11 protein-coding genes and 1 tRNA gene are annotated in these 15,587 nt (G+C 61.1%); 7 read left to right on the top strand and 5 right to left on the bottom strand.

All coding sequences use genetic code 11. The annotated features are described in order from the left end of the window. Positions 1-3: 3 nt before the first annotated feature. The 4 genes from ACFSOZ_RS03345 to ACFSOZ_RS03330 all read right to left on the bottom strand — a co-directional run bounded on the left by ACFSOZ_RS03345 (position 4) and on the right by ACFSOZ_RS03330 (position 4,301). Positions 4-1,371, bottom strand: a complete 1,368-nt coding sequence (locus ACFSOZ_RS03345; protein ID WP_378977058.1) for an alpha/beta hydrolase — start codon at positions 1,369-1,371, stop codon at positions 4-6. A gap of 194 nt (positions 1,372-1,565) precedes the next feature. Then, complete coding sequence (locus ACFSOZ_RS03340; RefSeq protein WP_378977060.1) at positions 1,566-2,795, bottom strand: tyrosine-type recombinase/integrase; 1,230 nt, start codon at positions 2,793-2,795, stop codon at positions 1,566-1,568. A gap of 211 nt (positions 2,796-3,006) precedes the next feature. Beyond that, positions 3,007-3,082 (bottom strand) — tRNA-Phe (locus ACFSOZ_RS03335). A 325-nt stretch (positions 3,083-3,407) separates the two neighbouring features. Then, entirely contained in the window at positions 3,408-4,301 is an 894-nt protein-coding gene (locus ACFSOZ_RS03330) for a helix-turn-helix domain-containing protein (RefSeq protein WP_379093678.1), read from the bottom strand. A gap of 85 nt (positions 4,302-4,386) precedes the next feature. Here ACFSOZ_RS03330 and ACFSOZ_RS03325 point away from each other — a divergent pair, with 85 nt between their 5' ends. The 5 genes from ACFSOZ_RS03325 to ACFSOZ_RS03305 all read left to right on the top strand — a co-directional run bounded on the left by ACFSOZ_RS03325 (position 4,387) and on the right by ACFSOZ_RS03305 (position 10,611). Beyond that, on the top strand, positions 4,387-5,658 hold the full coding sequence (locus tag ACFSOZ_RS03325) for an extracellular solute-binding protein (protein WP_379093675.1): 1,272 nt from the start codon (positions 4,387-4,389) through the stop codon (positions 5,656-5,658). 108 nt (positions 5,659-5,766) lie between these two features. Then, on the top strand, positions 5,767-6,627 hold the full coding sequence (locus tag ACFSOZ_RS03320) for a carbohydrate ABC transporter permease (RefSeq protein WP_379093673.1): 861 nt from the start codon (positions 5,767-5,769) through the stop codon (positions 6,625-6,627). Then, complete coding sequence (locus ACFSOZ_RS03315; RefSeq protein WP_379093670.1) at positions 6,624-7,460, top strand: carbohydrate ABC transporter permease; 837 nt, start codon at positions 6,624-6,626, stop codon at positions 7,458-7,460. Before ACFSOZ_RS03320 ends, ACFSOZ_RS03315 begins: the two co-directional genes overlap by 4 nt. Positions 7,461-7,468: 8 nt before the next feature. After that, positions 7,469-8,548 carry an ABC transporter ATP-binding protein gene (locus ACFSOZ_RS03310; RefSeq protein WP_379093667.1) on the top strand — a complete coding sequence of 360 codons (1,080 nt, stop codon included), beginning with the start codon at positions 7,469-7,471 and terminating at the stop codon, positions 8,546-8,548. Positions 8,549-8,583: 35 nt separating this feature from the next. Then, the gene (locus ACFSOZ_RS03305; protein WP_379093663.1) at positions 8,584-10,611 is read left to right on the top strand and encodes an aldo/keto reductase; all 2,028 of its coding nucleotides are present in this window, start codon (positions 8,584-8,586) and stop codon (positions 10,609-10,611) included. A gap of 72 nt (positions 10,612-10,683) precedes the next feature. Here the strand turns inward: ACFSOZ_RS03305 and ACFSOZ_RS03300 are convergent, their stop codons facing one another. After that, a complete protein-coding gene (locus ACFSOZ_RS03300) occupies positions 10,684-11,739 on the bottom strand; it encodes an AraC family transcriptional regulator (protein ID WP_379093661.1) in 1,056 nt (351 codons plus the stop codon). A gap of 64 nt (positions 11,740-11,803) precedes the next feature. Here ACFSOZ_RS03300 and melA point away from each other — a divergent pair, with 64 nt between their 5' ends. Continuing rightward, positions 11,804-13,270, top strand: a complete 1,467-nt coding sequence (gene melA / locus ACFSOZ_RS03295) for an alpha-glucosidase/alpha-galactosidase (protein WP_379093658.1) — start codon at positions 11,804-11,806, stop codon at positions 13,268-13,270. A 120-nt stretch (positions 13,271-13,390) separates the two neighbouring features. Next, entirely contained in the window at positions 13,391-15,475 is a 2,085-nt protein-coding gene (locus tag ACFSOZ_RS03290; RefSeq protein ID WP_379093655.1) for an ABC transporter substrate-binding protein, read from the top strand. Positions 15,476-15,587: the final 112 nt, after the last annotated feature.

Genomic DNA, 15,587 nt, shown 5'->3' with positions numbered 1-15,587 from the left:
CATTCAATCCACGACCATCAGGACGTCCCGCACTGGCCGCAGCCCTTGGCCGGTGACTTCGATCTGAAACGCTCCTGCGCCCAAGCGGACTTCGGCTCGATACTCCTCGTTTTCGCCTGTAGGGGTAAGGCGTGTCGTTACGATGTCCCCTGGGCGATCCATGTTTTTGATCGAGGCTTCGAGGTACTGAACATAGCGGAACGGGGTTGCTGCTATGACGATGGGGTCGGAGGCGAGCTGAACTTCGCCGACGGACAAATCAATGGGGTGCTCATCGGAGGCCCGGAACTTGGCATCGTTGATTGCTTGGGCCGTCAGTACGCCGTGCAAGTGATTGATGCACGCACTATCGCTTTGCAGAAGCGAATGCTGATTGGGAATATAGGTACAATATTTCTCGTCGAGATCGATCGGAGAAGCGGAAACTCGAGGGACCGTTCCGTCACCCATGTGTGTTCCGCTCGGGTGCGATTTCAAGATCTCCAGCTTGCCGCCTTTAAGCTTGGCAGACTCATTCGTCGATTGATCCGTCCCCACAATAGGCCGCACAATCGAGCCGATGGCTAAATAAGCTTCAATTCTAGCATTCGCTTTGACGGCTTCTGTGACCTGCTGATGGAATTCGGCCGCTTCGATTGCTCGTCCGCGGTCAATATTGGGCAAGTCGACATCCCTTATGCGAACAGGGTCAGTTAGGCCTGGAAGCGAAACAAATGGATAAATCGGCAGCAGTTGATATACGGAATCGAATGAGCGCAGTGCCTCCGTGCCGTCAAACGCAAGAGGCCCGGGCCCCATCGTGAAGCCGTTACAGAGAAAGGACACGGCATTTCCCGACCCGCGGAAGGGAGTACCTATGCTCACGAGGCACCGCGTCACTTTCCAGCCTTCCAGACACTCGATGAAGTAGCGAGCGACGAGGCCGCCCATCGAGTGGGCGATAAATACGATCCGAGCGTCCGCATTTCCGCTAGCGGTACGCCACTTTGACAGCCACCCGTGCGCCCGCTCGGCTAACTTGCGCGCGGACACACGATTGCTCCGTCGCCAGTCATACGGAAACTGGAAGAAATTCCTGCCATGCACCAGACCTTTCCGATCGAGGAGCCCGCCAGTGAGATCGGAATAGCCGCCCCATTTGCATAGATAAGGGATGAGCACCAAATCATCGATGAGAGCCCGGGCCGTCACTCCATCACCGAGGTCGTCGAGGGTCTCATCCTCTGGTGCATGAAGTTCAAGCTGCTGAAGTGCGTTGTCGAACTTCAAACGCCATCCCGCCGCGCCCGAGTAATTCCAGATATCTCTTCCGTCCTTCGATAGAACAGAACCGACGAGCCCCGGCAGCAAGATTACGATGTCGGGGTTCATCTGGAAATGCTCCATGATTCGGGACTTCGAGATTATTCATTGACGCTGAAAGTCGCTATCGATATGGCGATATGTCAAGAAAACAGCGCATTGTCATGCCAGCATACTGACAGAAATCGCACGAGGGGATAACGTCCCCTTTTTGGATCCCAGACTGGAGCCGTCCATACACGGCCCCAAACAGACTTTCATGTTCACGGATGTGCGTTTGCTCTGAGACTTTTTTGACTCAGCCCGCCGCGGGTATCAGCGCTCTCAATTTCGTCCAGATAATCTGCCCACCACTGCAACATCCTTACGCGCTCTTCCCAGTGCTCCGCGCGGGCATAAGCGCGGCGAACGTTGTTGTTTTCGATATGGGCCAGTTGGCGCTCTATGGCGTCGGGATGCCACTTGCCGCATTCGTTTAGTAGGGTTGATGCCGTTGCCCGAAAGCCGTGCGCCGTCGCCTCTCGTTTGCTGTAGCCAAGACGACGCAGGGCCGCATTGAGGGTATTGTCGGAAATCGGCCTGGAAGCCGATCGCACGCTTGGAAATAGCAGCGTCCCATTGCCGGAGATTTTTGTAAGATCGGTCAGAATAGTCACCGCCTGCCTGGAAAGAGGAACCCGGTGTGGTCGTCGCATTTTCATGCGCGCTTCCGGAATGATCCAAACCGAATTTTCAAAGTCGAACTCCACCCATTCTGAGGCGCGAAGCTCACCGGGACGAGGAAACAGCAGCGCCATCAGCTTCAGGGCGGCTCGCGTTGTAGGCTGTCCGTCGAATGTCTCGATTGCACGCAGCAAGCCGCCCAATGCCTTCGGATCGGTAACGGCGGCACGCGGTGTGACCGTTGGACTGATGAGTGCGCCCCTCAGGGCGAACGTTGGATCTGCCTCAGCGCGTGCAGTCGCGATTGCGTATCGAAACACACTGCCAATAGTGGAACGAAGTCGCCTGGCCGACTCGTACCGACCCCGAACCTCCACGCGACGAAGGGCAGTGAGAATTGTGGACGCATCGATCTCTCGAATGCTCTTGTCGCCGATTGTCGGATAGGCAAAGTCGAGCAGCCATTTGACCTTGCTGATCGTCCGGTCGGCACGTCCCTCCTTCTTCAGCTTGTCAACATATTCGTCCGCGATTGACCGAAAGGTGTCTTTTGGCGAACTGGCTTTGCGGAACCTGCGCTCCTGCGCTGGGTCGGCACCAGCCTTAAGAAGGCGCTTTGCCTCATCGCGCGCTTGGCGGGCATCTGCGAGAGAAATGACAGGATAGCTGCCCAAGGATAAAAGCTTCTGCTTGCCGTCGAACCGATACGCCAGGCGCCATAGCCGCGTGCCCGATGGCTGCACCCACAGCTGCAACCCACCGCCGTCGGAGAGTTTCTGGAGGTTGGACGCGGGCCGGGTGTTGCGGCATTTCACGTCGGATAGAGCCATTTGTGGGACCTCCTGTCTGGCGCTTCGATACCAACAGACTCTCAGATACCAACAAAAATACCAACAGCTCGCCTCGTTGGACCAAGTTTGCCGAGCTACGACGAAATTCGCCCAAGCACGTCTTTCGTGCTGAAAATAGCAGTGAATTCAGGCGCTTATAGGGAGCAAAGCGTAGAGGCTTCGGCGAAAGAGTGCGCGGGGGGAGAGAGGATGGTGCCCAGAGGCGGATTCGAACCACCGACACGCGGATTTTCAGTCCGCTGCTCTACCAACTGAGCTATCTGGGCCTGTTCCGGCAAACGAAATCTCGCGCACCGGATTTCATCAAGGCGCCGTGGCGCCCCTTGAAAGCGCGTGGGTTATAGCACGGGAATCCGGCCTGTCCAGCGCCTAGGTGGCGATTTCAGACAGGAAAAGAGATGCCATGCACCGGCCCGGTTCCGGTGCCGCGGCGACAGCCGGGATGGCTCGCGGCGCGGTGCCATTTCGTCCTTCTCTGTCCTTGTCCGCGTTGCCATCGCGGGCCGCGATGCCGTGACCCGTCTTTTAGCCGGCGATAGAGGTGCGGCAACGCATTCGCGGCATCGGGCATGCCTCGCCGGTCGTCGCGTTCTATCTGGCGCCCGTCACGCCCCTGCGGAAATCGGAGGGCGACATGCCGGCCAGCTTGCGGAACGATTTGTTGAAGGCGCTGAGCGAGCCGAAGCCCGAATCCATGGCGACGCGCAGCACATTGGCGTCCTGATGCATCAAAAGCGCCTGCGCGTAGCTCAGCCGCAACAGGTTGACGTATTCGTTGAGCGTCATGCCGGTCGATTTCTTGAACAGGCTCATGGCGTATTTGGGATGGATGTCGGCGGCCGCCGCGATGTTCACGCAATCGATGTCGTAGAGGAAGTTCTCGGCGATGAAATCGCACATGCGCCCGACATTGCGCGACGACTGCTGGTCGAAGGGGCTGCCCGTTTCCTGTCCGGGCGCGGTTTCGGGCACCAGCCGGTATGGCTCGAACCGCACCCGCTCCAGCCGCAGCAGCAATTCGTTGACGGCGTGTTCCGCCTTGGCCTGGTCGCCGGACCGGGCGTAGCGGTTCCAGCGTTCGAAATTATGGTTGTCGGACTGGTCGGTGGCGCCGGTCACCAGCGTGGCACCCGTCATCAGCCGATGCCGGATATCCGTGGGCAGGTGCAGCCGGAAGAAATGCACCAGCGGCAGATGCGCTCCGGCATAGATGGCGTCGTCGGACAAATCGTCCATCTGGTGCGGCAGGCCACCCCAGAACAGGCACATCTCGCCGGCCGAAAGCGAAATCTCGTGGTCGTTCATGCGGTAATGCACGCTGCCGCGTACAATGAAATTCACCTCGACCTGGGCGTGCCAGTGCGGCTTGAGCATCACCAGGGGATTGGTGTGAAACATCTGCAGCAGCAGCGGCAGGCCTTCCACGCTGCTGGCGCCAGGCTGGTAAAACGGCCGTTCCGGCATCTTACTTTCCGCCAATTTCATATTCCCTTTGACGGCGACAGGCCCTGCCCACTGCATAGTCTAGCCATGCTCACAGTGAGAGAGCAAATGAAATGGGAGGATTTCAATGCGCATCATAATGACCTGCGCCGCGCTCGCGCTCGCCCTGGGCTCTGCCCCGGCCTTTGCGCAATCCGGCGAAATCACGATCTGGAGCTGGAATGTCGCGGCTTCATCGCTGAAGGCGACCGTTGCCGGCTTCAACAAGCAATTTCCCGACGTCAAGGTGACGGTCCAGGATCTCGGCAACCAGCCGACCTACGACAAGTCGATCGCCGGTTGCGCTGCCGGCGGCGTCGGCCTGCCTGATATCGTCACCATCGAGAACGGCGAGGCCGAGAATTACTGGAGCCAGTTCCCCGACTGCTTCGTCGACCTGCATACGCTGGGCTACACGGCCGAGGACCAGGCGAAATTCCCCGACTTCAAACGCACAGAGCTCGAAGTCGGCGACAAGGCCTATGCGATGCCGTGGGATTCCGGCCCGGTTGCCGCGTTCTATCGCCGCGACTTCTACGAAAAGGCCGGCGTCGACCCGGCGTCGATCAAGACCTGGGACGATTTCATCGCCGCCGGCAAGAAGATCCAGGCCGCCAATCCGGGCGTCTCGATGACCAATGCCGATTTCAATGGCGACAGTGAATTCTTCCGCATGATCTCCAACGAACAGGGCTGCGCCTATTTTGCCGAGGACGGCCAGTCGATCACGGTCAACCAGCCCAAATGCATCGATGCCATGACCAAGGTCAAGGAGATGAAGGATGCCGGCATCATCTCCTCGGCCGACTGGGGCACCAAGATCACCAACAACACGGCTGGCACGGTCGCCACCCAGATCTATGGTGGCTGGTATGAAGGCACCATTCGCACCGAATCGGCCGGTGAGAACGGCAAATGGGGTGTCTATCTGATGCCGAGCCTCACCGCCGACGGGCCGCGCGCCGCCAATCTCGGCGGGTCCTCGTTGGCCATCACCTCGGCGTCCAAGAACAAGGAGGCCGCCTACGCCTATCTGAAATACACGCTCGGAACGAATGAAGGCCAGATCACCATGTTGAAGGACTTCGGCCTGGTGCCATCCCTGGTGTCGGCGCTCGATGATCCCTACGTCTCGCAAGGCCTGCCCTACTGGGGCGGCCAGGCGGTGTGGAAGGACATCCTCGGCACCTTGCCCAAGGTTGTTCCAAGTCGCGGCACGCAATTCCAGAGCGACGCCGAAATCATCGTCCGCGCCGTGCAGACCAAATATTTGGCCGGCGGCTACCCCGATGCCAAGGCAGCGCTCGACGATGCCGCAAGCCAGATCGCCGCGGCGACCGGATTGCCCGTCAAATCCTGATCTGGACGAGATGGTCCCGGGCGGTGTTGATGCTGCCCGGGACCATTCCGAACGCGCCCCGGGTTTCGGCAGGGCGCGCCAACCCTTGAACGCGGAAAGGAGGCGACAATGCGCTATCAGAACGCCACGGCGTATCGCTTCCTCGCGCCCTATCTGCTGATCTTTGCAATCTTCTGGGTATGGCCGATCATCGATTCCTTCATGATCTCCTTCCAGGCGACGCGCACCGTGCCGTGGCGGTTCGCACCCGGCTTCAACTGGGGCCGATTGATCGGCGACCCCGCCTTCTTCAACGCACTGAAGAACACGCTGCTCATCCTTGTCATCCAGGTGCCGGTGATGATCACGCTGGCGATCGTGATGGCGGTGCTGCTGAACTCGCCGCTGCTCAAGGCCAGGGGCCTGTACCGCTTTGCTTTCTTCGCCCCGGTCGTGGTCGGCGAAGTTGCCTACTCGGCAGTCTTCCGGCTGATGTTCAACCTCAACTTCGGCATCGTCAACAAGCTCCTGAACAGTGTCGGCCTGCCCAGCGTCGACTGGTTTTCCAACGTCACGCCGGCGATGGCGCTGATCATGATCGCGGTCACCTGGCGCTGGGCCGGTTACAACGCCATCATCCTGCTCGCCGGCATGCAGTCCATTCCTGAAGATGTCTATGAGGCGGCGACGCTCGACCGCGTCAGCAAGCTCAAACAGTTCTTCTACATCACTCTGCCGCTCTTGAAGCCGGTCATCGTGTTCTGCCTCGTGCTGTCGATCATCGGCACCATGCAGCTGTTCACCGAGCCCTTCCTGATCACCGAGCGCGGCGGACCGGGGGGCGGCACGGAGACGCTTGGCCTGTTGCTCTACCGCCAGGGTTTTCGGTCGCTCAATTTCGGCTACGCATCGGCCGTTGCCTACACCATGGCCGCGCTGGCGATCGCGATCACGCTGGTGCAGCTGTGGCTGACGAGGGAACCGAAATGAGTTCGCGCTCCTCCGCCAGGCTGGGACGCAGCATCGCGCTGCATCTGTTCCTGACGCCGCTGGCGCTGATCTGGCTGTTTCCGCTGTGGATGATGGTGGTGTTCTCGACCATGCCGGACAACGGCATCTTCAGCCCCGGCATCGAGCTTTTGCCGCACGGCAATTTCATGGACAATTTCAACAATCTGCAGCGCGACACCGACTTCGTCGGCGCCATCGGCATTTCGGTCTCGGTGGCGGTGACCTACACGTTTCTGTCGGTGCTGTTGACGTCGATGGCCGGCTGGGCGCTGGCCCGCTACCGGTTCTTCGGCAAGGGCGTGGTTGTCGCCATCATCCTCGGCACCATCACGCTGCCCTACGCGGTCGTGCTGATCCCGCAATTCATCATGGTGGCGCGCGATTTCAAGCTCGCCAACACCTGGATAGCGCTGATCGTGCCGCCGCTGTTCAATTCGCTCGGCGTGCTGTTCATGCGGCAGAGCTTCTCGATGATGCCGGACGACCTTTTCGATGCGGCGCGCGTCGAGGGGGTGAAGGAATGGCGCATCTTCCTCTTCGTCGCACTGCCCCTGGCGCGGCCGATGCTGGCGGCGCTCGCCATCATCCTGTTCCTCGCCTCCTGGAACAATTATTTGTGGCCGCTTTTGATCAACAGCCAGCCCGGCTCGATGACGGCGCCGGTGGCGCTCGGCACGTTGATCGGCCTTACCAAAGTGTCGTGGGGCGGCATCATGGCGGGCGCGGTGATGCTGACGGTGCCGATGCTCATCGTCTTCGTGCTCCTGCAGCGCCATTTCATCGCCGGCATCGCCGCCGGCGCGGTCAAATAAGGGGCAGCATGGCAACGGTCACGCTCAACAATGTCATCAAGCGCTTCGGCGTCTTCGAGGTCGTCCATGGCGCCAACATCGATGTCAAGGACGGCGAGTTCGTCGTCTTCGTCGGCCCCTCCGGCTGCGGGAAATCGACGCTGCTCAGGATGATCGCCGGGCTCGAGGACATCAGCGGCGGCGAGATCGCCATTGGCGGCAAGCTCGTCAACGATGTCGAGCCGGCCGACCGCGGCATCGCCATGGTCTTCCAGTCCTACGCACTCTATCCGCACATGACGGTCGAGCAGAATCTGAGCTTCGGATTGAGGATGACCGGCAATCCGAAGGCCGACACCGACCGGCGCGTCAAGCGAGCCGCCGAAATCCTGCGCATAAACGAACTGATGAAGCGACGTCCAAGGCAATTGTCGGGCGGCCAGCGCCAGCGCGTCGCCATCGGCCGCGCCATCGTGCGCGAACCGCAGGTGTTCCTGTTCGACGAGCCGCTTTCCAATCTCGACGCCGAGTTGCGCGTCCAGATGCGGGTCGAGATATCGCGGCTGCACAAGGAACTCGGCACCACCATGATCTATGTCACGCACGACCAGACCGAGGCGATGACACTCGCCGACAGGATCGTCGTGATGCGCGCCGGCCATATCGAGCAGATCGGCCGGCCGCTCGATCTTTATGACAACCCGGACAATCAGTTCGTGGCTGGCTTTGTCGGCTCGCCGAAGATGAACTTCATCAACGGCCGCATTGTCGGGCGCGATGCACATGGTGTCGTGGTCGAGCTGGCGGGTCAGGAGAAGACCCGTATCGCACAACCGCTGACAGGCGCCGCACCCGAAACAGGAAGCAAGGTCATCGTCGGCGTGCGTCCCGAACATTTCGGCAGTGCGGGAGAGGGCGACACCGACCTTGTGGTTCGCATCGACGTGGTCGAGCACCTGGGCGGCACGAGTTTTCTCTATGCCAGAACGGCGCACGGTGAAGACGTGGTGATCCAGCGCGACGCGGCAAAGGTTCCCGACGCGTCCGAGATCATCGTTTCCATCCGCAAATCCTACCTGTTCGACGAAAAAGGGCTGCGGCTGCGCTGACCGGCCGCCCTTTCCAGCCTTCAAGGAGAATGACAATGACTTCAACCACGCCCATTCGCTGGGGTATTCTCGGCCCGGGCAGCATCGCCCAGGCCTTTGCCGGTGGCGCGGCCGCTTCGCGCACTGGGAAGCTGGTTGCCATCGGCGCGCGCAATCCAGCCAAACCTGGCCTCGCCGAGAGTTTTCCCGGCGCCCGCATCCTCGATGGCTACGATGCCTTGCTCGCCGATCCCGATATCGATGCCGTCTACATTTCGATCCCGCATCCCGGCCATGCGCAATGGGCGATCAGGGCGGCCGAAGCGGGCAAACATGTGCTTTGCGAAAAGCCGCTTGCGCTGACCGCCTTCGAGGCCGACGCCATGATCCATGCCGCGCGCAAGGCCGGCACCTTTCTCGGCGAAGCCTTCATGTACCGGTTGCATCCGCAGACGTTGAAGCTGGTGGAGTTGATCGGATCGGGCGTCATCGGCGACGTCAGGATGATCAAGTCGAGTTTCGGCTTTGCCATGCCGGGCTTCATGCCGGAGCATAGGCTCTATGCCAACGATCTTGCCGGCGGCGGCATTCTGGATGTTGGCGGCTATCCGGTCTCGATGGTGCGGCTGATTGCCGGGGCGGCGGCAGGTCTCCCCTTCGCCGAGCCGGACAAGGTGGTTGGTGCTGCCCATCTTGGTCAGTCCGGCGTCGACGAATGGGCCTCGGCGCTGCTGCATTTCCCGGGCGGCATCATTGCCGAAGTTTCCTGCAGCATCTCGCTCAACCAGGACAATGTGCTGAGAATCTTCGGCACCAGGGGCCGCATCGAGGTGCCGGACTTCTGGTTCGCCGGCGGCAACCGTGACGTCGGCCTGGGCCAGATCGACGTGATCGGGTCCGATGGCGCGCGCGAGACCATCAGCGTCAACGAAAAGCGCCATGTCTATTCCTTCGAGGTCGATGCCGCCGGGGAGGCCATCCTCGCCGGACGCCAGGAATTCGCCTGGCCAGGCATGGGCTGGGCCGACAGTCTCGGCACCTTGCGTGTCCTCGACAGATGGCGAGCGGCGGCGGGCCTGGAATACGGGATCGAGAAGGCGCCGCGGCGCACCAACACCATCTCCGGCCGGCCTTTGCGGTCCGGCGGTACGGCGATCGGCAAGCGCACGGTTCCGGGCCTGTCGAAGCCGGCGTCGGTGGTCGCGCTCGGCTTCGAGGATTTCCGCACCTTTTCATCGGGCTCGATCCTGCTCGATGCCTTCTTCGAGGCCGGCGGCAATCTCTTCGATACCGGCTATGTCTACGGCGGCGGTTACACCGAGGCGCTGCTTGGCGAGTGGTTGAAAAACCGCGGCGTGCGGGCGCAATCGGTGGTTATCGCCAAGGGCGCGCACTCGCCGCTCTGCTATCCCGATGTGATTGGCAAGCAGCTTGCCCAGTCGCTCGACCGGCTGCAGACCGACCATGTCGATGTCTACTTCATGCACCGCGACAATCCGGATGTGCCGGTCGGCGAATTCGTCGATGCGATGGATCGTGAGGTGAAGGCTGGCCGCATCCGCGGCCCGTTTGGCGGCTCGAACTGGACGATGGAGCGCATGGACGAGGCCATTGCCTATGCGGAGCGGACCGGCAAGCAGAAGCCCGGCGCATTGTCCAACAACTTCTCGCTGGCCGAAATGCTGGAGCCGATCTGGGCGGGCTGCGTGACCTCGTCCAGCGACGAATGGAAGGCCTGGCTGAGGTCTCGTCAGATGCCGAATTTTGCCTGGTCGAGCCAGGGGCGCGGCTTCTTCACCGATCGCGCCGGGCGTGACAGGCACGACAATGAGGAACTGGTGCGGGTCTGGTACTCGGAGCGGAATTTCGGCCGCCGCGACCGGGCGATCGACCTGGCCGCGAGGCTGGGCAAGAGCCCGATCCATATTGCGCTGGCCTATGTGCTCAACCAGCCCTTCCCGTCCATTCCGCTGATCGGGCCGCGCACGCTGGGCGAGTTGGACGACAGCCTGCGCGCCCTCGACATCACGCTTTCACCAGCCGATCTCGAGTGGCTCGACGGCGGCAGCCTGCGCGCCGCCTGATGCATGTCGCCCAAAAGCGCGCAGCGGTTTTGGGACAACGACATGCATAAAAGCAGGACTTCAAAAGCGGCGTCAGGTCTCGTCATCCGGCAGCCTGGCGCCGCGTCTGGCCGGAGTTCTCATGCTGGCATACATGCCGGTGGTGCGGAATTGGCTGGGCGTGATGCCGTAGCAGCGGCGGAAGACCTTCGAGAAATAGTTCGCGTCCTCGAAGCCGCACAGGATGGCGACTTCCTTCACCGGCAGGAAATCCGCCTTGGTCAGCAGCTTCGCCGCCCGTTGCAGGCGCTGCTGCAGCACGAACTCGGCGGGCGGCAGGCCTTCGCTCTCGGCGAAACAGCGCGAGAAATGGGCCCGGCTGAGGCCACTGATCTGGACAAGGTCCGCCACCGGCAGCGGCTTGTCGAGGTTGGCACTGATGTGGTCGATGACCGGCTGCATGGCGCTCTGTTTTTCGGCAAAGGCATGTGAGCCGAAGACATCGTCGTAGAGTGCCATCGCAGCTTCGTAGGCGACGGCGGAAGCAGCACCCGGCGAAGCTGCCCCCTTGATGAGGCGCAGGCTGCAATCGGCGAGATGATCGATCGTCGCCGGCTGCAGCCGAAACACCGGACCCGACGTGCCGAGTATGGATTTGTGGATGCGCAGCGCCTCCTCGCCGTTCATCGAAATCCAGAAATATTCCCAACGCTCATCCTTGGCCAGCCAGTAGCGGTGGTTGTGCGGCACCAGCACCAGCAATGTGTCGTTCTTCTGCAGGCGGTAGTTGCGGTTCTCATAGCGCAGCCGGCCGGTCCCGCTGATCGTGTGCTGGAGCACGGTGAACGGTGTCTGGCCGCGCCTGCGCCCATCCCAGTCGTAGATCTCGTCCTCGCGCACTTCATAGCCTGTGCTCGTCGGCATGGCGTGCAGGCGCTGGCGGCCGCGCGGCAGCGAGATCGTGCGCATGGACTGTCCGTTGGCTATCAAATCCTGCAGCATAAAATTACCCTTGAAAGCATAATCCTTCTCTGGTCGCGCTCGCGAATAAGCGCATAATCCCCCTCGAAAAGCGAGAGAGATCCGCAGTCGAGGAGCGGGCAGGGAGGTTGGCAGGCCGGAATCCGGCTTGTCCTGCACACATGTCATGGCATGTGGCTAGCCTTTCCTTGTCATTCCTTGCCTGCCATTTGAAGGAAATGAGGTCCGGCTGATGAGTTTCAAAATAGCTATCATCGGTGCCGGCAGCGTCGGCTTCACCAAGAAGCTGTTCACCGACATTCTGTGCGTGCCCGAATTCAAGGACATCGAATTCGCGCTGACCGACGTCAGTGAGCACAATCTCCAGATGATCAAGGCGATCCTCGACAGGATCGTCGAGGCAAACGGATTGCCGACCAAGGTGACGGCGACCACCGAGCGCCGCAAGGCGCTCGAAGGCGCACGCTATGTCATCAGCTGCGTGCGGGTCGGCGGCCTCGAAGCCTATGCCGACGACATCCGCATTCCCCTAAAATATGGCATAGACCAATGCGTCGGCGACACGATCTGCGCCGGTGGCATTCTCTATGGCCAGCGCAACATTCCGGTGATCCTCGATTTCTGCAAGGACATACGCGAGGTCGCCGAGACGAACGCCAAATTCCTGAACTACGCCAACCCGATGGCGATGAACACCTGGGCAGCGATTGAATACGGCAAGGTCGACACAGTCGGGCTCTGCCACGGCGTCCAGCATGGCGCCGAGCAGATCGCCGAGGTGCTGGGCGCGAAGTCCAGGCACGAACTCGACTATGTCTGCTCCGGCATCAACCACCAGACCTGGTTCATCGATCTGCGCCTGAACGGCCGCGAGATCGGCAAGGATGAACTGGTTGCCGCCTTCGAGGCGCATCCGGTCTATTCCAGGCAGGAAAAGCTGCGCATCGATGTCTTGAAGCGCTTCGGCGTCTATTCGACCGAGAGCAACGGCCATCTTTCCGAATATCTGCCCTGGTACCGCAAACGGCCCGACGAGATCACGCGCTGGATCGACATGTCCGACTGGATCCATGGCGAGACGGGCGGCTATCTCCGCTACTCCACGGAAACCCGCAACTGGTTCGAAACGGAATATCCACAGTTCCTCGAGGCGGCGTCACAGCCGATCGATCCCGGGAAACGTTCCAACGAGCATGCCAGCCATATACTGGAGGCGCTGGAAACCAACCGCGTCTATCGCGGCCACTTCAACGTCAAGAACAATGGCGTGATCACCAACCTGCCGCGGGACGCCATCATCGAGTCGCCCGGCTTCGTCGACCGCTTCGGCATCAACATGGCCGCCGGCATCACGTTGCCGGAAGCCTGTGCCGCCACCTGCATCGCTTCGATCAATGTCCAGCGCATGTCGGTCCATGCCGCGATATCAGGCGACATCGATCTTCTGAAGCTCGCCGTGCTGCATGACCCTCTGGTCGGCGCGGTTTCAACCCCGGAGGAGGTCTGGCAGATGGTCGACGAAATGGTCGTCGCCCAGGCAGCCTGGTTGCCGCAATATGCCCACGCGGTTCCGGCCGCCAAAGAGCGGCTGTCGACATCTGCGGTGAAGACCCGCGAGTGGGCGGGCGCGGCGCGGCGCAGCGTGCGCTCGATCGAGGAATTGCGCGCCGAAAAAGCCGCGCTGAAGCAGGCCGGCTGAAAACCTCATGCGGTGATGGTGGATCTACGGGAGGCGGATCCGCTGCCAGGAAGCCGTTTGAATTCGAGGAGAAGCGGAGCAGGTGAAAACGCTCCGGAACAAACAAGAGGGAGAGAGACTGTGAGGAATTTACGCAATATCGGCCTTGCTGCCGGACTGGCGCTGAGCGTCTCGGTCTCGGCACTTAGTGCATACGCTTCCGAGCCGACGGTTCCGCCGGCGCCAACACCGTTCCCCGCCGAGGGCAAGATCAAATATGTGGCGCGTGACTCCATTCTGGAGTTCAAGGCGCTCCCGCAATATCACGAGCCCGACTGGGTCACCGAGAAATACGTCAAGACCGGCAAGCTACCGCCGGTGAAAGACAGGCTGCCGAAAGAGCCGCTGGTCTTCAAGACGGGCAACATGCAAGACGGCATCGGCGTCTATGGCGATACGATGCGCCATGTCATCGGCGGCCGGCCGGAAGGCTGGAACTACGGCGCAGGCCAGACGCAAGGCTGGGGCGGCATCGATATCGGCCTTTCCGAATGCCTGACACGCACCGCGCCGCTGTTCCAGGTCGAGGCGAAGGACACCGAACCGCTGCCGAACCTGGCCAGGAGCTGGGACTGGTCGAAGGACGGCCACAAGCTGACGATGCACCTTGTCGAAGGCGCCAAATGGTCGGACGGCGTGCCCTTCAACGCCGACGATGTGATGTTCTACTGGGACGACGAGGTCGTCGATCCCAACGTCTCGCCGCTGAACGGCGCGACGCCGGAAACCTTCGGTGTCGGCACGACGCTGAAGAAGATCGACGACTACACCGTCGAGTGGACCTTCAAGGAAGCCTTCCCGAAGCAGTATCTCTATGCAATGGCCTACGGCACCTTCTGTCCCGGCCCCGCGCACATCCTGAAGCCGCAGCATCCGAAATATTCGAAGAACACCTACGACCAGTTCAAGAACGCCTTCCCGCCGGAATTCATGAACATGCCGGTGATGGGCGCCTGGGTGCCCGTCGAATATCGGCCGGACGACATCATCGTCATGCGCCGCAACCCCTACTACTGGAAGGTCGACGAGAAGGGCAACCAGCTGCCTTACCTCAACGAACTGCAGTACAAGCTGTCGACCTGGGCCGACCGCGACGTCCAGGCGGTCGCCGGATCTGCCGACTTCTCCAATCTGGAGCAGCCGGAAAATTTCGTCGCCTCGCTGAAGCGTGCGGCGGAGGCGAACGCGCCGGCCCGGCTGGCCTTCGGCCCGCGGCTCATCGGCTACAATCTGCGCATGAACTATTCCGCCAATGGCTGGGGCAGCCCGGACGAACGCAGCCAGGCGGTTCGTGAGTTGAACCGCAACGAGGATTTCCGCAAGGCCGTCACCATGGCGCTCGACCGCAAGGCGCTCGGCGACTCGCTGGTCAAGGGCCCGTTCACCGCCATCTATCCCGGCGGCCTGTCCTCGGGCACCAGCTTCTATGACCGCGATTCGACCGTCTACTTCCCCTTCGACCTCGAGGGTGCCAAGGCCGAACTCGCCAAGGCCGGCCTCAAGGATACGGACGGCGACGGTTTCGTGAACTTCCCGGCCGGCACCGCCGGCGGCAAGAACGTCGAGATCGTGATGCTGGTCAACAACGACTACACCACCGACAAGAGCCTTGCCGAAGGTGTTGTCGGCCAGATGGAAAAGCTCGGGCTTCGGGTCGTGCTCAACGGCCTCAACGGCACCCAGCGCGATGCCTCCCAATATTCGGGCCGCTTCGATTGGTTGGTCCGACGCAACGATCAGGAGCTGACGTCGGTGGTGCAGAACACCGAGCAGCTCGCCCCGGTCGGTCCGCGCACCAGCTGGAACCATCGCGCGCCGGAAAACGGCGAGGTCGATCTGATGCCTTTCGAAAAGGACCTGGTCGACATCGTCAACAAGTTCGTCTCGACGCAGGACAATGACCAGCGCGCCAGCCTGATGAAGCAGTTCCAGAAGATCTCGACGGAACACGTCTACAATGTCGGCCTGACGGAATATCCTGGCGCGCTGATCGTCAACAAGCGCTTCTCGAACATTCCGCAGGGCACGCCGATCTTCATGTTCAACTGGGCCGAGGATTCGATCATCCGCGAACGGGTCTTTGTCGCGGCCGACAAGCAGGCGAAATACGAATTGTTCCCTGAAGAACTTCCCGGCAAACCCGGAGACAAGGGGCCGATGAATTAGGTTTACCTCCCTGACCAAGAGAACTCCGGCCGCGCCGCTGGCGCGGCCGGACAAAACCAACCTCCGGACGCAACCAAAGGGCGCGGTCGGCGAGACAAGGAAGCGGACCGTC

Origin of the sequence: Mesorhizobium newzealandense (genome assembly GCF_042682145.1) — a bacterium.
Taxonomy (GTDB): domain Bacteria; phylum Pseudomonadota; class Alphaproteobacteria; order Rhizobiales; family Rhizobiaceae; genus Mesorhizobium; species Mesorhizobium newzealandense.
Note: the sequence above shows the minus strand (reverse complement) of the source record. Positions and strands in the feature narration are given on the sequence as shown.